The organism is Streptomyces durbertensis, from assembly GCF_014156695.1.
GTDB classification, from domain to species: domain Bacteria; phylum Actinomycetota; class Actinomycetes; order Streptomycetales; family Streptomycetaceae; genus Streptomyces; species Streptomyces durbertensis.
This window is the reverse complement of the sequence record NZ_WMLF01000037.1, coordinates 1-22,019: the sequence shown is the minus strand read 5'-3', so window position 1 is coordinate 22,019 and position 22,019 is coordinate 1. Positions and strand designations below refer to the sequence as shown.

General features: G+C 73.9%; 17 protein-coding genes. All 17 read left to right on the top strand.

What is annotated here, in order from left to right:
- A partial coding sequence (locus GL263_RS04475) for a glycosyltransferase (RefSeq protein ID WP_369123513.1) occupies positions 1–332 on the top strand: 332 nt, incomplete at its 5' end.
- Positions 329–1,732, top strand: a complete 1,404-nt coding sequence (locus GL263_RS04470; protein ID WP_182854248.1) for a polysaccharide biosynthesis protein — start codon at positions 329–331, stop codon at positions 1,730–1,732. The genes GL263_RS04475 and GL263_RS04470, both read left to right, overlap by 4 nt.
- Positions 1,729–3,240: a Wzz/FepE/Etk N-terminal domain-containing protein gene (locus GL263_RS04465; protein ID WP_182854247.1), complete on the top strand. Its 1,512-nt coding sequence runs from the start codon at positions 1,729–1,731 to the stop codon at positions 3,238–3,240. The genes GL263_RS04470 and GL263_RS04465 overlap by 4 nt, the downstream gene beginning before the upstream one ends.
- A 3-nt stretch (positions 3,241–3,243) precedes the next feature.
- On the top strand, positions 3,244–5,178 hold the full coding sequence (gene asnB, locus GL263_RS04460) for an asparagine synthase (glutamine-hydrolyzing) (protein ID WP_182854246.1): 1,935 nt from the start codon (positions 3,244–3,246) through the stop codon (positions 5,176–5,178).
- Positions 5,179–5,216: 38 nt separating this feature from the next.
- Positions 5,217–7,460, top strand: a complete 2,244-nt coding sequence (locus tag GL263_RS04455; RefSeq protein ID WP_182854245.1) for a bi-domain-containing oxidoreductase — start codon at positions 5,217–5,219, stop codon at positions 7,458–7,460.
- Positions 7,457–9,436 (top strand): heparinase II/III family protein, encoded by a 1,980-nt coding sequence (locus GL263_RS04450; protein ID WP_182854244.1) that lies wholly within the window; start codon positions 7,457–7,459, stop codon positions 9,434–9,436. Before GL263_RS04455 ends, GL263_RS04450 begins: the two co-directional genes overlap by 4 nt.
- Positions 9,436–10,983: a right-handed parallel beta-helix repeat-containing protein gene (locus tag GL263_RS04445; protein WP_182854243.1), complete on the top strand. Its 1,548-nt coding sequence runs from the start codon at positions 9,436–9,438 to the stop codon at positions 10,981–10,983. The genes GL263_RS04450 and GL263_RS04445 overlap by 1 nt, the downstream gene beginning before the upstream one ends.
- Positions 10,973–12,217 carry an O-antigen ligase family protein gene (locus GL263_RS04440; RefSeq protein WP_182854242.1) on the top strand — a complete coding sequence of 415 codons (1,245 nt, stop codon included), beginning with the start codon at positions 10,973–10,975 and terminating at the stop codon, positions 12,215–12,217. Before GL263_RS04445 ends, GL263_RS04440 begins: the two co-directional genes overlap by 11 nt.
- A gap of 2 nt (positions 12,218–12,219) precedes the next feature.
- On the top strand, positions 12,220–13,497 hold the full coding sequence (locus tag GL263_RS04435; protein WP_182854241.1) for a glycosyltransferase: 1,278 nt from the start codon (positions 12,220–12,222) through the stop codon (positions 13,495–13,497).
- Positions 13,494–14,732, top strand: a complete 1,239-nt coding sequence (locus tag GL263_RS04430) for a class I SAM-dependent methyltransferase (protein WP_182854240.1) — start codon at positions 13,494–13,496, stop codon at positions 14,730–14,732. Before GL263_RS04435 ends, GL263_RS04430 begins: the two co-directional genes overlap by 4 nt.
- Positions 14,729–15,556 (top strand): glycosyltransferase family protein, encoded by an 828-nt coding sequence (locus GL263_RS04425; protein WP_182854239.1) that lies wholly within the window; start codon positions 14,729–14,731, stop codon positions 15,554–15,556. The genes GL263_RS04430 and GL263_RS04425 overlap by 4 nt, the downstream gene beginning before the upstream one ends.
- Entirely contained in the window at positions 15,553–16,200 is a 648-nt protein-coding gene (locus GL263_RS04420; RefSeq protein ID WP_182854238.1) for a PIG-L deacetylase family protein, read from the top strand. Before GL263_RS04425 ends, GL263_RS04420 begins: the two co-directional genes overlap by 4 nt.
- Before the next feature lie 3 nt (positions 16,201–16,203).
- The gene (locus tag GL263_RS04415) at positions 16,204–17,229 is read left to right on the top strand and encodes an NAD-dependent epimerase/dehydratase family protein (RefSeq protein ID WP_182854237.1); all 1,026 of its coding nucleotides are present in this window, start codon (positions 16,204–16,206) and stop codon (positions 17,227–17,229) included.
- Complete coding sequence (locus tag GL263_RS04410; protein WP_182854236.1) at positions 17,226–18,518, top strand: DUF4910 domain-containing protein; 1,293 nt, start codon at positions 17,226–17,228, stop codon at positions 18,516–18,518. Before GL263_RS04415 ends, GL263_RS04410 begins: the two co-directional genes overlap by 4 nt.
- Positions 18,519–18,523: 5 nt before the next feature.
- The gene (locus GL263_RS04405; protein WP_182854235.1) at positions 18,524–19,831 is read left to right on the top strand and encodes an MATE family efflux transporter; all 1,308 of its coding nucleotides are present in this window, start codon (positions 18,524–18,526) and stop codon (positions 19,829–19,831) included.
- Positions 19,832–19,838: 7 nt separating this feature from the next.
- The gene (locus GL263_RS04400) at positions 19,839–20,786 is read left to right on the top strand and encodes a glycosyltransferase family 2 protein (protein WP_182854234.1); all 948 of its coding nucleotides are present in this window, start codon (positions 19,839–19,841) and stop codon (positions 20,784–20,786) included.
- On the top strand, positions 20,783–22,019 hold a 1,237-nt coding region (locus GL263_RS04395; protein WP_182854233.1), incomplete at its 3' end, for a polysaccharide pyruvyl transferase family protein. The genes GL263_RS04400 and GL263_RS04395, both read left to right, overlap by 4 nt.

Here is a 22,019-nt window from a genome sequence, read left to right as displayed (position 1 = left end):
AGTACATGGTGATGGGCCGGCCGATCGTCTCGTTCGACCTCAAGGAGGCGCGGGTCTCCGCCGGTGACGCCGCCCTCTACGCGCCCGCCGGCGACGAGGCCGCGTTCGCCGGGCTGATCGCGCGGCTGCTGGACGATCCGGAGAAACGCGCGCTGATGGGCAAGATCGGGCAGGAGCGGATCAGCGGGCCGCTGGCCTGGAAGAACTCCCAGGCGTCGCTGCTCGCCGCCTACGCCGCCGCCTGCCGGGGCCGGGGGCGCGGCAGGGCCCGGGCCTGGAGCCCGGGCCGGGTCTGGGACTGGTACCGGGCCGAGAAGAGGCCGCGTCGTTGAGCGAGGAGACACTGCGCCTGGTCACGATCGGGCGGATCATCCGTCGGCGCGGGCGGCTGCTGACCGTTCTGGCGCTGGTGGGCGCGCTTGCCGGGTACGGCGCCTCCCTGCTCTTCCCGCCGCGCTACACCACGTCGGCGTCGGTACTGCTGCCGGGCGCGTGGCAGGAGCGCGAACTGCTGACCCAGGCGGAGATCGCGACCAGTTCGGTGGTGGTCGACCGCGCGGCGGCCGCGCTGGGGTGGCCCGGGGTCGGCGGCGGCGCGTTGCGGGACCGGGTCAGCGCCGAGACCACCGACGGGAACATCATCAGGATCTCCGGCACCTCCGACACCCCGGAGCGGGCGCAGCAGCTCTCCGACCAGATGGTCCGGCAGTTCGTCGCGTTCGCCGCGCGGATCGCGGGAGAGGACGCCGGTCCCGAGGCGTCGGCGGGGCCCGAGGAGTTGCGGCGGCTGGTGGTGCGGACCAACCGCCGCATCACCGAGCTGGCCGACTCCGCCGGCGACGGGGCGAGCGTGGAGAGCGTGCAGGCCCGCACCGAACTCGCGAAGCTGCGCACCGCGCTCCAGGACGCCGTCAGGAAGGTGGAGCAGGCCGACTCCACCGCCGACAGGGCCCACATGGTCGTGATGGGCCCGGCGGCCCGGCCGACCGGTGAGGCGCCGCCGACCCGGGCGCAACTCGTCGCCGGTGGGGCGCTGTTGTTCTTCCTCCTCGGGGTCGTCGGCCATCTGGCCGCCGCACGGGCCGGTGGCCGGCCGCGCACCGAGCGGGAGGTCGCGGCGGCACTGGGCGCGACGGCGATGGGCACGGTCGGCGTGCCCGTCGAACGGGCCGCACGCCGGTCCGGGGGAAGCGGCGCGGGCAGCCGACTGCGGAGGCTGCTGGGCCTGGACGTCCGATGGGACGCGCCCGCTCCGCGGACCTTCGACGACGAGGCGGGCCTGCGGACCCGCTACCGGCGGGTGTGCGCCCGGCTGCACGGCAGGGCGCACGGCGCACGGCGGTTGCTGGTCGTCGTGCCCGAGGGCGACGAGCTCGCCCGCCGGGCCGCCGGCCGGCTCGCCGCCGAGGCCGGCGGCGATCGCTCCCCGAGTCCTTCGGGTGCGGACGGGCCCGTGTTGCGCGTGGTCGGGGTCGGTGTGTCACAGCCGGTGGTACCGGACCGGGAGGCGGACGAGGCCGGCGCTCTGGTCGTCCTCAGCGCGGGCGACCGGACCGCGGCGGAACTCACCGGCCTCGCCGAGGCCTGCGCCGACGCCGGGCACGAGGTCGTCGGCGTGGTCCTCGCCGAGCCCGTCCTGGCCACGCGTCAGGCGCGGCCCGCCGGCCGCCCCGGGGCCGAAGCCCCGCCCGCGCTCGCGGTCGGCGAGACCGCGAGGGGAGGCGTCGGGTGAGGAACGGCACCACGTCCGAGGCGGCCGCGCCGCTGCTGGACCTTCAGGCACTGGTGGTGGCGGTACGCCGACGGCGCCGCCTCTGGGGCTGCGTGGCCCTGCTGGGTCTGCTTGTCGGCGCGGCGGTGGCGGTTCTGCTTCCCCCGCCGCCGACCGCGGTGACCAAGGTGCTCGTCGCCCACCAGCAGGACCAGCCCAACGACCCCGGCACGCTGATCCGCACCGACGTCGCGCTGCTGCACACCACCCGCGTCGCGGAGGCCGCGCTGCGGTCGCTGGACTCCCCGGAGAAGCCGGAAAACTTCCTGCGGGACTACCAGGGTGTCGGCCTGACCAACAACGTCCTCCAGATCACGGTGTCGGGCGGCAGCGACGCGGAGGCGGTGGCCCGCGCCGGTGCGCTGGCCGACGCGTTTGTCACGGACCATGTGAACCGGATACGGGCGGCCGCGGACGCCGAGTCCAGGGCCCTGCTCAAGCAGCGCGACCGGATGCGGGACGAACTCGCCGAGGTCAACAAGGCGATCGAGGACGGCTCGCCGGAGAGCGGGCCGGGCGCGTCGGCGAACACGGAGTCGCTGTTCGCCCGCCGCGCCGAACTCACCTCCCGCATCAGCGACTTCAACCGGCGGGCCACGGAGGCGCACGTCGGGACCGCCCCACTCGTCGCCGGCACACAGGTCGTGGACGCGCCGCGCGCGGTGCGGCACTCGCTGCCCAGGGCGGCCGCCGTCAACGCCGGGATCGGGCTGGTCCTCGGGCTCGCGCTCGGGCTCGCGCTGGCCGCCGTCGCCACGGTGGTGGCGGACCGTCCCGTGCTGCGGCGGGAGATCGCGGCGCACCTCGGCGCCTCGGTCGTCGCGGAGCTGCCGCGCCGGTCCCCCGTGTGGTGGCAGCGGAAGCGGACCCGGGTGGCGCGGGACCGGCTCACCGCGTCACTGGCCCGCACCGTGCGCGGCGGCGGCGACCAGCTGTCGCTGCTGGAGCTCGGTTGCCCGCGCGACACCGCCGCCATCGCCCTGGATCTCGCCCGTGCGCTCGCGGCCGACGGCCCGGTGGTCGTCGTCGACGGCCTGCCCGGCTCCGCGCTCGCGGGGCGCCGTCCGAAGGCGGGAGACCCGGTCGTGGTCGACAGCGCCCGCGCCACCGCCGTCCCGCCTCCCGGGTACCGGCTCGGCGTCGGCTCGGTCGCGCCCGGCACCGCGTGGACCGACCTGCACCGCCTCGGCGCCCGGACGGTCCTTGTCGTGCGTGCCGGGCACGCGAGCGCCGCTTGGCTGCACACCGTGGCGCGCCAACTCGCGGACCAGCACGTCGCGGTGGCCGGCGTGGTGCTGGTCGATCCCGATCCGCGTGACCGCAGCGACGGCACGTTGTGGGAGGGCCCGCACGCGCCGCGTGGCCGGGCCGAAGCCCGGCCCCGGCGGAACGGGGCGGGAACACGGCGGCCGGAACCGGTCCCGACATGGGCCACACCGGTCCCCGACAGCAACCAGGAGGCTCGGTAGGACATGTGTGGCATCGCGGGCACGTACCGATGGCCGGACGGGAAGGCCGTGACCGACCGGCTCACCGACACCCTCGCCCACCGGGGCCCGGACGGCGCGGGGAGGTACGGCCACTCCGCGGGCGACGGCGAGGTGCATCTGGGGCACCGGCGGCTGGCCGTCGTCGACCTGTCCGGGACGGGCGCCCAGCCGATGGTCTCCGGCGGTCTCGCCCTGACGTACAACGGCGAGTTGTACAACGCGCCCGAGCTGCGCGCCGAACTGGCCTCGGCCGGGGTGCGCTTCCGCGGCACCTCCGACACCGAGGTGCTGCTGGAGGCGTGGCGGCGCTGGGGTACGGACTGCCTGCCCCGGCTGCGCGGCATGTTCGCGTTCGGGATCTTCGACGAGCGGACCGGCGACCTGGTGCTCGTCCGGGACCAGCTCGGCGTGAAACCGCTGTTCCTGCTGCGGCGCGGCGGGGGCCTGGTGTTCGCCTCCGAGTTGAAGGCGCTCGCCGCGGTGACCGGCGGGTCGCTGGAGGTGGACCACGCGGCGCTGGTGGCGTCGCTGCTGTACTACTGGGTGCCCGACTCGCGGTGCGCGTTCCGCGAGGCGGAGAAGCTGCCGCCGGGGAGCTGGCTGCGGTGCCGGCCCGACGGCCGGGTGGAGCGCGGCCGGTACTGGAGTCTGCGGGAGGTCGCCGAGGAGGGCCGCGAGCGGGCACGGGCGGGCGAGCGGCCGGACCTGCACGCCGTGGTCGAGGAGTCGACCCGGCGCCATCTCCTCTCCGACGTGCCGGTGGCGACCTTCCTCTCCGGCGGGCTGGACTCCAGCTATCTGACCGCGCTGGCGGCCCGCGACCGACCCGGGATCTCGGCCTACACGATCGGGTTCCGCGCCGAGGACGCCAGGTTCGAGGCGATGCCGGACGACCTGCGCTACGCCCGGCGGGTGGCCGAGCGGTTCGGCGTCGACCTGCACGAGATCGAGATCAACCCGAACGTGCTCGACCTGTTGCCGCGGATGACATACCACCTGGACGAGCCGATCGGCGACCCGGCCGCGATCAACACGTTCCTCATCTGCTCGGCCGCCCGGGAGGCCGGGGTGAAGGTGATGCTGTCCGGGATGGGCGCCGACGAGCTGTTCGCCGGCTACCGCAAGCACCTGGCCAACCTGCTGGCGCTGCGCTACCAGCGGGTCCCCCGGCCCCTGCGGCGCGGCCTGTCGGCGGCCGTGGACCGGCTGCCGGTCGCCACCGCCCGCCGCGGGTACCGGTCGGTGCGCTTCGCGAAGCGGTTCCTGTCCTTCGCCGAGCTGCCGGAGGAGACCGCCTTCCGCCGCAGCTACACCATGTACGACCGGGACGAGCTGCTCGGCCTCGTCGATCCGGACCTGGCCGGGGCGGTCGACGACGTGCTGACCGAGCACACGGACGTCTACGAGGACAACCATCTCGACGACTTCGTCAACCGCATGTGCCTGGGCGACGCCCGGATGTTCCTGCCGGGCCTGAACCTCGCCTACACGGACCGGTCGAGCATGGCGGCGTCGACGGAGGTGCGGGTGCCGTACGTCGACGTCGAGGTGGTGAAGGCGGCGTTTGCCGTGCCCGGCCGTCGGAAGATCGCCGGCAGGCAGGGCAAGGCCGTCCTGAAGGAGGCGGCGCGCACGGTCCTGCCCCGGGAGATCGTCTACCGGCCGAAGGGCCTGTTCAGCGCCCCGCTGCGGGCCTGGATGAGCCGGGACCTCGCGCCGCTCGTGCGCGAGGTGGTCAACGACGGCGAGCTGGTCCGCTCCGGTTTCCTGCGCCGCGACGCGCTGGCGCGGCTCGTCGCCGAGGACGCCGCCGGGCAGCGGGACTTCTCCAAGCACCTGTGGCACGTGCTGACCCTCGAGTACTGGTACCGCGGCGCCACCTCCGGCGCCGGCAGCCCCCCTTCCCCGACGGCGTAGAGACACGCACAGACATCAGAGACATCAAGAGGAGTCCGGTGAAACAGGTCGTGCAGAACTACAAGAGCGGCGAGCTGACGCTGCTCGACGTGCCCGTGCCGGCGTGCAAGCCCGGGGGTGTGCTGGTCCGCAGCGCCTACTCGCTGATATCCACCGGCACCGAGCTGATGAAGGTCTCCGAGGCCGGCATGTCGATGCTGGGCAAGGCCCGTTCACGGCCGGACCAGGTGGCGAAGGTCGTGCAGAGCGTCGCGACGAACGGGTTGGCCGCCACCTACCGCAAGGTGAACAACCGGCTGGACTCCTACACGCCGCTGGGCTACTCGCTGTGCGGGGTCGTCGAGCGGGTCGGCGCGGGGATCGACGACGTGGCGGTCGGCGACGTGGTGGCCTGCGCCGGCAACGAGCACGCGCTGCACGCCGAGTTGAACTGGGTGCCGAAGAACCTCTACGCCCGGGCCCCGGAGGGTCTCGCGCCGCGGCACGCGGCGTTCGGCACCGTCGGGTCGATCGCGCTGCAGGGTGTCCGCCGCGGCGAGCCGCAGCTCGGCGACGTGGCACTGGTCATCGGTCTCGGTCTGATCGGGCAGTTGGTGGCGCAGCTGCTCGCCGCCTCGGGGGTCCGGGTCGTCGGCGTCGACCCCGACCCGGTGCGCTGCGAACTCGCCGAGCGCACGGGCGCGGCGGCGTGCGGCGCCCCCGACTCCGCCGCCGTGGAGAAGGCGGTCGCCGAACTCACCGAGGGGCACGGCGTCGACCAGGTGTACCTGGCCGCCGGCGGCGGGGACAACCAGCCGGTCGAGCTGGCCGCACGGCTGAGCCGGGACCGCGGCCGGGTCGTCGACATCGGCAAGTGCCGCCTGGACCTGCCGTGGAACGCCTACTACGAGAAGGAACTCGACGTCCGGTTCTCCCGCAGCTACGGCCCCGGTCGCTACGACCCGGAGTACGAGCTGGAGGGGCGGGACTACCCGATCGGCTACGTGCGCTGGACCGAGCGCCGCAACCTGGCGTGCTTCCTCGACCTTCTCGCCCGGGGCCGCGTCGACGTCGAGCCGCTGATCTCGCACACGGCCGCCTTCGAGGACGCCGTCGAGACCTACCGGTCGCTGCACGACGGCGGTCTGAAGGCCGTGGCCGTCCTGTTCCGCTACCCCGACCGCCCCGACGCCGACGGAGCCGACGCCGCCGACCGACCCGGACAGCCGGACCAGTCCGAACAGCCCGAGGAGGCAAGGGACTCCGCGATCACGCTGCCCGCCGTGCGACGCGGCCGGACGCCCGCGATCTCGACCCGCGTCGTCGGGGCGCCGGTGCGGCTGGCGTTTGTCGGCGCGGGGAACTACGCGACCTCGATGCTGCTGCCGCACCTGACGGGGCGTGCGGACGTCACGCTGTCGACGGTGGTCACCACCACCGCGCTGTCCGGGGCCAACGCCCAGCGGAAGTTCGGCTTCGCCGAGGCGACCACCGAGCTGGACGCGGTGCTCGACGACCCGTCCGTCGACGCGGTGTTCGTGGTCACCCGCCACAGCTCGCACGTCGAGCTGACCCGCCGGGCGCTGCTGGCCGGGAAGGCGGTCTTCGTGGAGAAGCCGTTGGCGCTCGACGAGGACGAGCTGGCCGCCGTCGTCGCGGCGGTGGAGGAGTCCGGCAACAACCGGCTGCAGGTCGGCTTCAACCGCCGGTTCGCGCCGCTGCTGCGGCAGGCGAGGAAGCGGTTCGGCGCCCGCGGCGGGCCGGCGAGCGTGCGCTACCTGGTCAACGCGGGCCGGTTGGAGCACGGCAGCTGGTACCTCCGGCAGGGCGTCGAGGGCTCGCGGTTCACCGGCGAGGGCGGGCACTTCATCGACACGGTGAGCTGGCTGCTCGGGGCGGACCCGGTCTCGGTGTACGCGGTCACCACGCCGGGCGACGAGGACCTCCAGGTCCTGTTGCGCTACCCGGGCGGCTCCACCGCCACCGTCAGCTACCTCACCACCGGCCCGTCCCGTTTCCCCAAGGAGACCCTGGACCTCGTGGCGGACGGCCGGGCGCTGCGGCTCGACGACTTCGTCCGCGCCTCGGTGTACGGCCGACGGGGGCGGTGGACGAGTTCCCTGCTGCCCAGGGCGCGGGACAAGGGCCAGCGCGCCGAGTTGGACGCGTTCCTCGCGGCCGTACGCGACGGCGCTCCGATGCCGGTGCCGCTGGAGTCGCTGGTGGCCACCACCGCGGCCACTCTCGCCGTGCGGAAGAGCCTGGCCGAGGGGGCGCCGGTGACGCTGGCGGGGGCACGATGAGCATGAGCGCGGGCTGGTACCTGCGGCGGCTGTCCCGGATGGGCCCGGGCGAGGTAGCGGGCCGGGTGGGGGACGCGGCGCGCAGACGCCGCTGGCGGTCGGCGCCGCCGACCTTCCCGGGTGCGCTCGGCGGCGGATTCACGGCCACCCTGCCCGCCGGGGCGGTCGAGGCGGTGCCGTCGGACGCCGCGAAGCGTCTGATCGCCGAGGCGGACCGGCTGATGGCCGGCCGTGCCGTGTTCTTCGGGGTGGAGCGCGAGGACCTGGTCGATCCGGACTGGTGGTACGACCCGAAGACCGGGCGCCGGGCCCCGGGGCTGCACGCCTTCGACGTGCCGTACCGGGACGAGGACACGGTCGGCGACGTCAAGCAGATCTGGGAGCCGTCCCGGCACCAGTACCTGACCGTGCTCGCCGCCGCCTACGCGCTCACCGGGGACAACCGGTACGCCGAGCGGGTGGCGGGGCATCTGCGGTCGTGGTGGGCGGTCAACGCGCCGCTGCGCGGGGTGCACTGGACAAGCGGCATCGAGCTGGGGATCCGGCTGCTGTCGTGGGTGTGGATCCGCCGGCTGCTCGACGGCTGGCCGGGGGCGGCCGGGCTGTTCGAGGACAACCCGGCGGCGCTCCGGCAGATCTGGCACCACCAGCGGTGGCTCGCGGCGTTCCCCAGCCGTGGGTCGTCGGCGAACAACCACGTCATCGCGGAGGCCGCCGGGCAGTTCGCCGCCGGCTGCGCGTTCGACTGGTTCGCCTCCTCGGCGCGGTGGCGGGACGACGCGCTGCGGTCGCTGACGCTCCGGCTGCGCACCAACACCTTCCCCTCCGGTCTCAACCGGGAGCTGGCCACCGAGTACCACGGCCTGGTGCTGGAGCTCGGTCTGGCGGCGCTGGCCGAGGCGGACGCGGCCGGTGTGCCGGTCCCGCCGTCCGTCCGGCTGGTGCTGCTGCGGATGACCGACGCGCTCGCGGCCGTCGTGGACGGTGACCTGCGGCCGCCGCGCCAGGGGGACGCGGACGACGGGCACGGTCTGGTCGTGGACGGCGCGGGCACCGACCGCTGGGCGTCGCTGCTGGCCACCGGGGACGCCGTGTTCGGCCGGCTCGCCTGGTGGCCGGAGGTGACCGGAACGGACGTGCGCACCCCGCTGCTGACCGCGCTCATCCGGCCGGCGCAACCCGGCGCGCCCGCCACGTCCCGCACGGCTGCCCGCCCGGCAACCCGGCCGGCGCACTTCCCCGACGCGGGCATGACGATCCTGCGCGGCCCCGACGGGATCTGGTGCCGCTGCGACGGCGGCCCGCACGGCTTCCTGTCGATCGCCGCGCACGCCCACGCGGACGCGCTCTCGGTGGAGGTCCGGCACGACGGGGTCGACGTGCTCGCCGACCCGGGCACGTACTGCTACCACGGGCAGCCCGAGTGGCGGCGCTACTTCCGCTCCACCCTGGGCCACAACACCCTCGCGGTGGACCACGCCGACCAGTCCGACTCCGGCGGCCCGTTCCTGTGGACCCGGCACGCCCGCAGCCGCGTCCTCGTCGCGGACACCTCCGACACCTCCGACGAGGGGGTGTCCCGCTGGTGCGCCGAGCACGACGGCTACCGGCCCGCCGTGCACCGCCGCCGGGTGGAGCTGGCGGGCCGGGAGCTGAGGGTGGTCGACGAGCTGCGCGGCCCGGGCAACGCCGTGAGTCTGGCGTTCCATCTCGGCCCGGCGGTCGCCGTGGACCTGGTGGGGAACAGGGCGGAACTCACCTGGGACAAGGACGGCGAGGACCGCTCCGCGACGCTCGACCTGCCCGAGCGGCTGCGCTGGCGGGCCCATCGCGGCGAGAGCGATCCGCCGCTGGGCTGGTACTCCGCCGGCTTCGGCCGCAGGGAACCCGCCACCACGCTGGTCGGCACCGGCTTCGGCGACGACGGCGACACGTTTGTCACCGTGCTCGGGTTCCACGGCCAGGGGGCTCGGTGATGGTTCTTCCCGGTACGGGGATCGGGTCGCGGCACCGGTGGTTACCGGCGGCGCCGCTGGCGCTCGCCCTGCTGGCGGTGACCGGCTGTGAGAGCAAGCCCGAGCCGCGGCCGAAGCCGACCGTCGGGGCGTCGGCGTCCGTGCCGCGGGTGTGCGCCAAGCCCGCGCCGGGTCCGGCCCGGGCCCCGGCGGGCGCGGTGGCGGTCGACCCCGCGGTGGTCGGCGACCTGGCGGCGAAGACCAGGAGCAACCCGCCGAACACCACGTTCTGGCTCCGCCCCGGCACCCACACGCTGACCCGGCACCGCTACGCCCAGGTGGTGCCCAAGGAGGGCAACCGCTACGTCGGCGCGCCCGGCGCGGTGCTCGACGGCCGGGAGACCAACCAGTACGCGTTCGGCGGCACCGCGCGTGGCGTCGCCATCCGTCATCTGACCGTGCGGGGCTTTGTCGCGCCGCACGACGAGGGCGTGGTCAACCACGACTCCGCCGACGGGTGGGTGATCGAGCACTCGACGATCCGGAACAACTCCGGCGCCGGGCTGATGGCCGGCGTCGGCCAGCGGGTCCGCGCCAACTGCCTTCGCGACAACGGCCAGTACGGCATGAACGCGTACAAGGCAGGCGGCCGTCTGCGCGGCCTGGTCGTCGAGGGCAACGAGATCACGGGCAACAACACGGACGACTGGGAGCGGCGGCGGCCGGGCTGCGGCTGCACCGGAGGCGTCAAGTTCTGGGCCGTCGACGGCGCCGACGTGCGCGGCAACTGGGTGCACGACAACCGCGGCACCGGGCTGTGGGCGGACACCAACAACAACGACTTCCGCATCGAGGACAACACCGTCGAGGCCAACGACGGTGCCGCGCTGATCTACGAGACCAGCTACAACGCGGTCATCCGGCGCAACACGATCCGCCGGAACAACTGGGTCGAGGGCCGCGAACGCGCCGAGCGCGGCGACGGTTTCCCCTACGCGACCGTCTACGTCTCCGAGTCCGGCGGCGAACCGCGGATCCCGGCCCGCACGGACAGGATCGAGATCCACCGCAACGTGCTGGAGGACAACTGGTCCGGCATCACCCTGTGGGAGAACGCCGACCGGTTCTGCAACAGCCCGGCCAACACCTCCTCCGGCGACTGCACGCTGCTGGTGAAGGACACCGACCGCTGCGCGCAGCCGGGCATCAGCACCGCGCCGCTCCACGCCGACTGCCGGTGGAAGACCCAGCGGGTGGAGATCCACGGCAACCGCTTCACGCTGGACAGGTCTGTCGTGGACTGCGAGGAGGGATGCGCCCGGATGGCCGTGCTGGCCAACTACGGCACCTACCCCGAGTGGTCGCCGTACCGGGGCCGGCAGGTGGCGGAGGCGATCACCCGGCGGCAGGACAACCGCTGGCGCGACAACGTGTACGTCGGCCCGTGGCGGTTTGTCGTCCGCGACCAGAGCCGGGTACTGGACTTCGCGCAGTGGCAGGACGCGCCGTACCGGCAGGACGCGGGCAGCACCCTCCGTTTCCGGGAGCGTGGTGGAGATGGGCGCTGACCGCACGTCGAAGCTCGTCGGGACGGCCTGGGGACTGCTGGTACTCAACACGCTCGGCTCCGCCGGGGCCCAGACCCTCGTCCCCCTCCCCCGCTCCCTCATCCAGATGGTCACCATGGGCGCGCTGGCCGCCGCGTTCACGCTGGCCCTGGTGGCGAACCCGCGGTTGCGCGTCCGGCCGAGCGTGTTCCTGCTCCTGCTCTCGCTGCTGCTGGTGCCGAGCGTGATCGCCAGCGCGACCCTGGAGTCCGGGTGGGGCGCGCTGTTCCGCTGCGGCCGGCTGGCTCTCTTCGTCGCCACGCTGTGGCTGCTGAGCCGCTGGTGGGACGGCGGCCCGGGGTTCGTCCGCCACCACGTGCGGATGTACTTCGCGGTCCTCGGGACGGTGGCCGCCGGCGCGCTGCTCTCGCCCGGCGCGGCGTTCCCCGACCTGTACGGCGGGCGGCTGGTCGGCGCGCTGTGGCCGCTCACCCCGCCGCAGATCGGGCAGTACGCGGCGGTGGTGGTCGGGCTCACGGTGCTGCTCCTGCTGGGCCGCCAGGCCGACCGGAGGAGCGCGGCGGTGATCATCGTGCCGTCGCTTGTCCTGCTCGCGCTCACCCACACCAGGACCGCCACGTTCGGCCTGCTCATCGGGCTGGTGCTGGCGATCGGCTCGCTTGTCCTGACCAGCGCCGCCGCCCGGCGGTTCTTCGTCTGGACGGTGGTGTGCGCCGGCGTGGCGGCGGTGGGGTTCGGCTCCGCTCTCCAGGCGTGGTTCCTGCGCGGGCAGAGCCAGGAGCACTTCACGAGCCTCACTGGCCGGGCCAAGGTCTGGGACGCGCTGCTGGCCGCGCCCCGCACCACCTTCGAGCACCTCTTCGGCATGGGCCTGGGCGACAAGTCGTTCGGGGGCCTGCCGATCGACAACAGCTGGCTGGCCGTCTACCACGAGCAGGGCGTCACCGGCGTGACTCTCGTGGCGGCGATGGTCCTCGTGCTGGGCGGTGCCGCGCTGCTGCGGCCGCCGTCGTTGGCACGGGCCTGCGCGATCTTCCTCATCAGCTACTGCGCCATCGCGTCGTACACCGAGGCCGGGCTGGGCGACGCCTCGCCGTATCTGCTGCATCTGGCCGTCGCCGCCTCGCTGCTGGCGGCACCCGCCCCGACCCGTGACCGTCCGGCGCTTCAGGCACCGGAGGCCGACCCGCGGGGCGGCGTCCCGCCGCGGGCCCGTGGAACGGAGGTGAGCTGACCATGCACGTCCTTGTGGTGCACAACCGCTACAACTCGGCGCAGCCGAGCGGGGAGAACAAGGTCGTCGACCAGGAGGTGGCGCTGCTGCGTGCGGCCGGCCACCGGGTGGAGGTGTTCGAACGGCACAGCGACGACATCGGCGGCCGGTCCCTGCCCGGCAAGGCGGCGGTGCCGCTGCTGGTTCCGTGGAACCCCCCGGTCCGGCGGGAGTTGGCGGCCAGGCTGCGCGGCGAGCGGCCGGACGTGGTGCACGTCCACAACGTCTTCCCGCTGCTGTCGCCGTCGGTGCTGGCCGCCTGCGCCGACGCCGGGGTGCCGGCCGTGGCGACGCTGCACAACTACAACCAGGTCTGCCCGCCGGGCACGCTCCAGCGGGACGGCCGGCCGTGCACCGAGTGCGTCGGGGCGCCCGTGCCGATGCCCGCCGTCCGGCACGGCTGCTACCGGAACTCCCGGCTGGCGACCGCGCCGCTCGCGGTCGGCCTGGCGGTCAACCGGCGGCGCTGGTGGTCCGGCGTGGAGCGGTTCTTCTGCATCTCGGCCGCGCAGCGCGAGGTGCTGGTGCGGGCGGGGATGCCGGCCGAACGGCTGGCGGTGAAGCACAACTTCGTGCCGGAACCGGGCGTCCGCCGCGCGGGCGACGGCGAGCACCTGCTCTTCCTCGGCCGGCTCGCGGAGGCCAAGGGCCTGCGGCTGCTCATGGCGGCGTGGGACGACATCGCCGCCGGCGGCGGGCTCGGCGTGCCGCTGGTGGTCGCCGGGGCGGGGCCGCTGGAGCGGGAGGTGGCCGCCTGGGCGGCCGGCCGGGACGACGTGCGGTACGTCGGGCTGTACGACACGGCGGAGTGCCGGCAGGCCGTCGCCCGGTCGGTGGCCGTGGTCGCCCCTTCCACCTGGATGGAGACGTTCGGCCTGGTGGCCGTGGAGGCGATGGCGGCCGGCGTGCCGGCCGTCGCCGCGGGCCACGGCGCCTTCGTCGAACTCGTCGAGGACGGGGTGACCGGGCTGCTGCACCGGCCCGGCGAGGCATCGTCCCTCGCCTCCTGCCTGCGCCGGGTCACCGCCGACCCGGCCCGCAACCGGCGGATGGGCGAGGCGGCCAGGCGCCGCTACGAGCGGGACTTCAGCCCGGCCGTCGGGCTGGAACGCCTGGTGGACGGATACCGCGCCGCGCTCGCGGGACGGCCCGGCGGCGGGGACGGCCCGCAGCCGGTAGCGGACGACAACGCTGGCCCGCTGCGGGGACACCCGCGCGGGCGGGATGGGGACAGCACATGACACGATGCCGACTCTGCGGATCGGCGGCGCTGGAGAGCGTCGTCGATCTCGGGGCGACCCCGCCGTGCGAGAGCTTCCTCGCGGCGGACGAACTGGACCGGCCGGAGCCCACGTACCCGCTGCACCTGCGGGTCTGCACCGACTGCTGGCTGGCGCAGATCCCTCCGCTGATCACCCCGGAGGAGACCTTCACGCAGTACGCGTACTTCTCCTCCTACTCGACCTCCTGGGTCGAGCACGCGCGGACGTTCGTCGACGACTCCGTGCGGCGGCTGGGGCTCGGTGCCGACTCCTTTGTGGTCGAGGTCGCGAGCAACGACGGCTACCTGCTGAAGCACGTGGTGGAACGCGGGATCCGCTGCCTGGGCGTCGAGCCCTCGGTGAACGTCGGCGCTGCGGCGCGGGAGGCGGGCGTGCCCACGCTGACCGCGTTCCTGGGCCCGGAGTCAGGGGCCGCCGTCCGGGCCGAGCACGGTCCGGCGGACCTGGTCGTGGCGAACAACGTGTACGCGCACATCCCCGACGTGGTCGGCTTCACCCGGGGGCTGCGCGCCCTGGTCGCCGACGACGGCTGGGTCTCCGTCGAGGTGCAGCACCTGCTGACCCTGATCGAGCAGAACCAGTACGACACGATCTACCACGAGCACTTCCAGTACTACACGGTCGCCGCCGCGATCCGCGCGCTGGCGAGCGGCGGACTCGCCCTGGTCGACGTCGAGTTGCTGCCGACACACGGCGGCTCGATCCGGTTGTGGGCGCGGCCGGCCGAGGCCGCCGGCGGGCCGCCCACGGCGAGGGTCGCCGACGTCCTGGACCGGGAGAAGGCCGCCGGGCTCCAGGAGCTGTCCGGGTACACCCGGTTCTCCGACCGGGTGGCCAAGGTGCGCCGGGACCTGCTGGGGTTCCTCGTCACGGCGGCCGAGCGCGGCGAGACGGTCGTCGGCTACGGCGCCCCCGGCAAGGGCAACACCCTGCTCAACCACTGCGGGATCCGGCCCGACCTGCTGCCGTACACGGTCGACCGCAACCCCTACAAGCACGGCAGGTTCACCCCCGGCACCCGCGTCCCCGTCCTGCCGCCGGAGCGGATCGCCGCCGACCGGCCGGACTACGTGCTGGTCCTGCCGTGGAACCTGCGCGCCGAGCTGGTCGAGCAGCTGTCGTACGTGCACGAGTGGGGCGGCCGGCTGGTCTTCCCCATACCGGAACTGAGCATTGTCGAGGTCAAGCGATGAAGGTCGTACTGTTCTGCGGCGGTTACGGGCTGCGCATGCGCAGCGGAGCCTCCGACGACGTGCCCAAGCCGATGGCGATGGTCGGCCCCCGGCCGCTGATCTGGCACGTCATGCGCTACTACGCGTACTACGGGCACACGGAGTTCATCCTGTGCCTGGGGTACGGCGCCCACCACATCAAGGATTTCTTCCTGAACTACGAGGAGACGACGTCCAACGACTTCGTGCTGCGCGACGGGAAGACCGAGCTGCTGTCCACGGACATCGCCTCCTGGACGATCACGTTTGTCCAGACCGGCATCGAGTCGCCGATCGGGGAGCGGCTGCGCCGGGTGCGGCACCACCTGGACGGCGACGAGATGTTCCTCGCCAACTACGCCGACGTGCTCACCGACGCCCCGCTGCCGCGGATGATCGACCGGTTCGCCGAGCGCGACGCCGGCGCGTCGATGCTGGTGGTGCCGCCTCAGTCCTCGTTCCACTGCGTGGACCTGGGCGAGGACGGCCTGGTGGGCGGCATCACGGCGGTGAGCGAGCTGCCTCTGTGGGAGAACGGCGGCTACTTCGTGCTCCGCCAGGAGGTCTTCGACCACATCCCGGAGAACGGCGACCTGGTCGCCGACGGCTGCGCCCAACTCGCCAAGCGCGGGCGGCTGGTGGCGTACCAGCACCGCGGTTTCTGGAAGCCGACCGACACCGTGAAGGAACGCGCCGCGCTCGACGACGCCTACGCCCGAGGCGACCGCCCGTGGGCCCTGTGGGAACGGGACGGCGCGCCGGCCGTCGCTGCCGGCGCGGCGCACGGCTTCGGGGCGGGCGCGTGATCCGGCTCGGCCCCGGACGCCTGGACCGGGTCGTCGCCCTGGGGGCGCACTGCGACGACATCGCCATCGGCGCCGGCGGCACCCTGCTGACGCTGTGCCGCGCCCGGCCCGGTGTGCGGGTCGACGCGCTGGTGCTCTCCGGCGGCGGCGGTGAGCGGGAGCAGGAGGAGCGGGCCGCGCTCGCCGCCTTCTGCCCGGACGCCGACCTGCGGCTCACCGTGCTCAAACTGCCCGACGGCCGCCTCCCGGCGCACTGGGAGGAGGCGAAGGGCGCGCTGGAGGAGCTGCGGGCGCGGACCGAACCGGACGTCGTGCTGGCGCCGCGCGCCGAGGACGCCCACCAGGACCACCGGGGGCTGGCGAAACTGGTGCCCACCGCCTTCCGCGACCATCTCGTGCTCGGCTACGAGATCGTCAAGTGGGACGGCGACCTCGGTCGCCCCACGGCGTACCAGCCGCTGGCCCCGGCGACCGCCGAACAGAAGGTGCGGCTGCTGCAGGACCACTACCCCTCGCAGCGGCACCGGCCCTGGTACGACCGGGAGGCCTTCCTCGGGCTGGCCCGGATCCGCGGCATCGAATGCCACACGCGCTACGCCGAGGCGTTCACCGTCACCAAACTCGCTCTCACTCTGGGGGATTGAACCTTGCGCGTACTGCTGACCGGTCACCAGGGCTATCTGGGCACCGTGATGGCCCCCGTCCTCGCGGCGGCCGGGCACGAGGTCGTCGGGCTGGACGCCGGCCTGTTCGCCGACTGCGTCCTGGGCCAGCCGCCCGCCGACCCGCCGGGCCACCGGATCGACCTGCGTGACGTGGCCGCCGAGCACCTGGCCGGGGTGGACGCCGTGGTCCATCTGGCCGCGCTGTCCAACGACCCGCTGGGCGCGCTGGCGCCGGAGCTGACCTACGACATCAACCACCACGCGTCCGTGCGGCTGGCCCACCTGGCCCGCGAGGCCGGGGTGCGGCGCTTCCTGTACGCGTCGACGTGCTCGGTCTACGGCGCCGCCGGCGGAGACGAACTGGTCGCCGAGGACGCCCCGTTGCGCCCGGTGACGCCGTACGCGGAGAGCAAGGTGCGGGTGGAGGACGACCTGCACGCGCTCGCCGACGCGGACTTCAGTCCGGTGTACATGCGCAACGCCACCGCCTTCGGCTACTCGCCCCGGCTGCGCGCCGACATCGTGCTGAACAACCTCGTGGGCCACGCGCTGCTGTCCGGCGAGGTGCTGGTGCTCTCCGACGGCACCCCCTGGCGGCCCCTGGTGCACGCCGCGGACATCGCGCGGGCCTTCACGGCCGCGTTGGACGCCCCCCGGGAGGCGGTACACAACCGGGCGTTCAACATCGGCGGCGAGACCAACAACGTCACGGTCGCCGAGATCGCCGGGCAGGTCGCCGAGGCGGTACCCGGCTCGCGGGTGGTGATCACCGGGGAGACCGGCGCCGACCCGCGTTCGTACCGGGTGGACTTCTCCCGGTTCCGCGCCGCGATACCCGGCTTCGACTGCGAGTGGACGGTCAAGCGCGGCGCGCTCGAACTCGCCGACGCCTACCGGAAGCACGGGCTGACCCGGGAGGGCTTCGAGCAGCGCTTCACCCGGCTCGCCGTGCTGCGCGCGGCCTCCGACGCCGGCACCGTCGACAACACCCTCCGGTGGCGCCGATGAGCACGGCCGACGACACCAAGGCGGTCGGCGAGGAGATGTACACGCTCGTCGAGCGGCTCTACCCGCTGTGCCGCAGCATCACCGGCGACGGGGTGCGCGCCACGCTCGACATCGTCGGCGAGTACCTCCCGCTGGAGGTGCACGAGGTGCCGACCGGCACCCGGGTGCTCGACTGGACGGTCCCGCAGGAGTGGAACATCCGGGACGCCTACGTCGCCGACGCCGCCGGCAACCGGGTCGTCGACTTCGCCGCGTCCAGCCTGCACGTGCTCGGCTACAGCGTGCCGGTGTCGGCGACCATGCCGCTGGCCGAGCTGCGCGCCCACCTGCACACCCTGCCGGACCAGCCGGGCCGGGTGCCGTACCGCACCAGCTACTACAAGCCGGAGTGGGGTTTCTGCCTGTCTCAGGAGACCCTGGACGCGCTGCCGGACGGCGACTACGAGGTGCGGATCGACTCCACCCTCGCCGACGGCCACCTCACCTACGCCGAGCACGTGGTCCCCGGGCGGGTCGCCGAGGAGGTGATCGTCTCCTGCCACGTCTGCCACCCGTCGCTGGCCAACGACAACCTGGCCGGGATCGCGGTGGCGACGTTCCTCGCCCGGGCGCTGGCGGAGGCGACGCCCTGGTACACCTACCGGTTCCTGTTCGCGCCCGGCACCATCGGCGCGATCACCTGGCTGGCCCGCAACGCGGAGCGGGTGGAACGGGTCAGACACGGCCTGGTACTGGCCTGCGCGGGCGACCCGGGCCCGCTGACGTACAAGCGCAGCAGGCGCGGCGACGCGGAGATCGACCGGGTGATGCGGCACGTACTCGAAGCCTCTCAACGTCCGCACGAGATACGGGAGTTCACTCCCTACGGCTACGACGAGAGGCAGTTCTGCTCCCCCGGCTTCAATCTCGCCGTGGGCTCGCTCACCCGGACCCCCTACGCCGGCTACCCCGAGTACCACACCTCGGCGGACAACCTGGACCTCGTCCGGCCGGAGATGATGGCGGACACCCTGGCCGTCTGCCGCGAGGCGTTCGCGGTGCTGGACCGCAACCGGCGCTACGTCAACCTCAGCCCCTACGGCGAACCGCAGCTGGGCAGGCGCGGGTTGTACGACTCACTCGGCGGCCGCAGCGACGCGAAGCAGGCGCAGATGGCCATGCTCTGGGTGCTCAGCCTCTCCGACGGGGAGCACGGTCTGCTGGACGTCGCCGAGCGGTCCGGGCTGCCGTTCGACGCCGTCGCGGCGGCGGCGGACGCCCTGCACGGCGCCGGGCTGATCAAGGCGTGACGCCGATGACCACCGGCGGCCCGCAGACGGCGCCCCCCGCCACCGAGGGCGGCCGACGGTCCGCGAGGCGGGCCGTCGTCGGCCGGCTCTCCTGGGGGCTCGCCGACCAGGCGGCCTCCAGCGCGACCAACTTCGCGGTGGGCATCTACGTGGCGCGCTCGCTCGGGCTGGCCGCGTTCGGCGTGTTCAGCCTGGCCTGGGTGACCTACGGCGTGGTGCTCAGCGTCTCCCGGGGTCTCGCCACCGATCCGCTGGTGGTGCGCTTCAGCGGCGTACCGGAGGCGTCCTGGCGTGGCGCGGTGGCCCGGTCCTCGGGTACCGCGCTCGGCGTCGGTGCCGCCGTCGGCGCGGTGTCGCTGCTGGTCGGGCTGGGTGTGGGCGGCCAGCTCGGTGCCGCGTTCACCGCCCTCGGCGTTGTGCTGCCCGGGCTGATGCTCCAGGACGCCTGGCGGTACGCGTTCTTCGCCGCCGGCGCCGGGCGGAAGGCGTTTGTCAACGACGTCGTGTGGGGCGTCGCCCTGGTCCCGGCGATGGTGGTGGCGGCCGGCGTGGGAAGCGTGACCGCGTTTGTGCTCGCGTGGGGCGCGTCGGCGGCGGTCGCCGCCGGGTACGGCTGCCTCCAGTCCGGCATCCGGCCCCGGCTGACCGGCGTGCGCGAGTGGCTCCACGACCACCGCGACCTGGGCTACCGCTACCTGGTCGAGAACACCTGCGTCAGCGGCGCGAGCCAGCTGCGGGCGTACGGGCTGGGCGCGATCGTCGGCGTCAGCGCGGTCGGGGTGATCCGCGGCGCCGAGCTGCTGCTCGGCCCGTTCCTCGCCGTACTGATGGGCCTGTCGCTGGTCACGGTCGCCGAGTCGGCGCGGGTGCTGCGCCGGGCGCCTGGTCGACTGGGCCGGTTCTGCCTGCTGTTGGGCGGCGCGCAGGCGGTCGCCGCGCTGCTGTGGGGCGCGGCGCTGCTGCTGGTCCCGGACCGGCTCGGGCAGCTGGTACTCGGCGACGTCTGGCACGCCGCCGCGCAACTCGTCGTGCCGGCCACGCTCGGCGTCGCCGGCGCCGGGCTCGGCGCCGGCGCGGCGGCCGGGCTGCGCGCCCTCGGCGCGGCCCGCCGCAGCCTGCGCTGCCAACTGTTCGCGTCCGCCTGCTACGTCGGCGGCGGACTCGGCGGGGCCGCCGTGGCCGGCACGGTCGGCTCGGCCTGGGGCGTCGCCGCCGCCACCGTGTGCGGCTCGGCCCTCTGGTGGCTGCAACTGCGGGCCGCCCTGCGCGAGCACCACCACATCCCCGTTCCGGAAGTCGACGTCGAGAAGTGAGGACATCATGAGCGCGCGCCCCCGGCTGAGTATCGGCCTGCCCGTCTACAACGGCGAGGAGTACCTCGCCGAGGCGCTCGACGCCCTCCTCGGCCAGACCTACGAGGACTTCGAACTGGTCATCTCCGACAACAACTCCACCGACGGGACGCGGGACATCTGCCGGAAGTACGCGGCGGGCGACTCCCGCGTCCGCTACCTCCGGCTCCCCCGCAACATCGGTGCCGCCCCCAACCACAACTTCGTGTTCGCCCAGTGCCGCGGCGAGCTGTTCAAGTGGGCCTCCCACGACGACCTCTACGCCCGGGACCTGCTGCGGCGCTGCGTCGAAGCGCTCGACGGGCGGCCGGAGGTGATCCTCGCGCACAGCGGCCAGGCGGTCATCGACGGCGAGGGCAGGGTGAAGGTCCCCTACGCGTACGGGCTCGCCACCGACTCCCCGCACGCGCCCGAACGCTTCCGCAGTCTGCTCTTCGAGCCCGGCGGGGACGACTTCTACGGCGTCATGCGGGCCGACGTGCTGCGCCGCGTCAAACCGCACGACAGCTACCACCACGCGGACCGCACGTTTGTCGCCGAGATCACCCTGCACGGCCCCTTCCACCAGGTGCCGGAACTGCTGTACTTCCGCCGCGACCACCCCACCCGCGCCGAGCGGGCGAACCCGGGCAAGCGCGCCCGCTGCGTCAACCTGGACCCGCGCCGGGCGGGCCTGCTGCACCCGACGCCACGGCTGCTCGCCGAGTACGCGGGGGGCTTCGTCTCGGCGATCCGGCGGGCGCCGCTGTCCTCCGCGGACCGGCGCGCCTGCTACCGCCACCTGGCCGCGTGGATGACCAGCCGGGCACGGCCGGGCGCCGGCGAGCGGGTCGAGGACCGCGCCCCCGTCGACCCGGACCGGCACGACGTCTCCGTGGACGCGCTGGTCGCCGGCCGGGAAGGGAGGCGGGTGTGACGGTCGCCCCCAACTCCCCTGTTCGAGTCGGGGTGTTCGGGCTTCTCGGCTCCGGCAACCTCGGCAACGACGGCTCCCTCGAAGCCGTGCTCGGCTACCTCCGCGCCGAGCACCCCGCGGCGGTCGTGGACGCGCTGTGCGGCGGCCCGGAGAGCGTCACGACCCGGTACGGCATCCGCGCGACGCGGCTGCACTGGTACCGCGGCGAGTACCGGACGGCGTCACGGCTGGGCGCGATCGCGGGCAAGGGACTCGGCAAACTCGTCGACGTCTTCCGCACCGCCGCCTGGGTGCGGCGGCACGACGTGGTGATCGTGCCCGGCATGGGTGTCCTGGAGGCCACCCTGCCGCTGCGGCCGTGGGGCTTTCCCTACTCCCTCTTCCTGCTCTGCGCGAGCGGCCGGCTGCTCGGCACCCGGGTCGCGCTGGTCAGCGTGGGCGCCGCCCCGATCCGCAGCCGGCCGACCCGGGCCCTGGTGCGCTGGTCGGCGCGGCTGGCCGCCTACCGCTCGTACCGGGACGGCCTGTCCCGCGACGCGATGCGGAAGATGGGCGTGGACACCAGGTGTGACGAGGTCTACCCGGACCTCGCGTTCGCCCTGCCGACACCGCCGGCGCGCACGTCCCAGGCGGTGTCCCCCTCCCCGGCCCCGCGAGGCCGGGTCTGCGTCGGAGTCATGGACTTCCACGGCGGCAACGACGACCGGGCCCGTGCCGAGGAGATCCACCAGCGCTACCTGGGGGGCATCACCCGCTTTGTCCGCGCGCTCGTCGCGGACGGCAGGGAGGTACGGCTGCTCACCGGCGACGACGTGGACGCGCCCGTCGCCGACGCGATCGTCACCGCGGTGGACTCACCGCTGGTCAGCGCAGCCGCAGCGGACTCGCTCACCGACCTGATGAAGGAGGCGGCGGCCGCCGACGCCGTCGTGGCCACCCGCTACCACAACCTCGTCTGCGCGCTGCGGGTCGGCACACCGACACTCGCCCTCAGCTACGCGGAGAAGAGCGACGCGCTCATGGCCCGGATGGGCCTGGACACCTACCGCCACCCGGCCCGCGCGCTCGACGCCGACCGGCTGCTCGCGCAGTTCGAGGCGCTGGAAGAGCGTTCGGCGGGGTTGCGGCAGACCCTCGCCAAGCGGAACGCGGAAGCCGCCCACCGTCTGGAACACCAGTTCTCCGCCCTCACGGCGGCCCTCTTCCCCACCCCCGACCACACCGACCACGTCC

What these genes read in the sequence shown, in the direction of transcription:
- GL263_RS04445 (WP_182854243.1), top strand. Translation starts at nt 9,436, where the DNA reads ATGGTTCTTCCCGGTACGGGGATCGGGTCGCGGCACCGGTGGTTACCG.
- GL263_RS04405 (WP_182854235.1), top strand. Translation starts at nt 18,524, where the DNA reads ATGACCACCGGCGGCCCGCAGACGGCGCCCCCCGCCACCGAGGGCGGC.
- GL263_RS04430 (WP_182854240.1), top strand. Translation starts at nt 13,494, where the DNA reads ATGACACGATGCCGACTCTGCGGATCGGCGGCGCTGGAGAGCGTCGTC.
- GL263_RS04425 (WP_182854239.1), top strand. Translation starts at nt 14,729, where the DNA reads ATGAAGGTCGTACTGTTCTGCGGCGGTTACGGGCTGCGCATGCGCAGC.
- asnB (WP_182854246.1), top strand. Translation starts at nt 3,244, where the DNA reads ATGTGTGGCATCGCGGGCACGTACCGATGGCCGGACGGGAAGGCCGTG.
- GL263_RS04440 (WP_182854242.1), top strand. Translation starts at nt 10,973, where the DNA reads ATGGGCGCTGACCGCACGTCGAAGCTCGTCGGGACGGCCTGGGGACTG.
- GL263_RS04435 (WP_182854241.1), top strand. Translation starts at nt 12,220, where the DNA reads ATGCACGTCCTTGTGGTGCACAACCGCTACAACTCGGCGCAGCCGAGC.
- GL263_RS04450 (WP_182854244.1), top strand. Translation starts at nt 7,457, where the DNA reads ATGAGCATGAGCGCGGGCTGGTACCTGCGGCGGCTGTCCCGGATGGGC.
- GL263_RS04410 (WP_182854236.1), top strand. Translation starts at nt 17,226, where the DNA reads ATGAGCACGGCCGACGACACCAAGGCGGTCGGCGAGGAGATGTACACG.
- GL263_RS04400 (WP_182854234.1), top strand. Translation starts at nt 19,839, where the DNA reads ATGAGCGCGCGCCCCCGGCTGAGTATCGGCCTGCCCGTCTACAACGGC.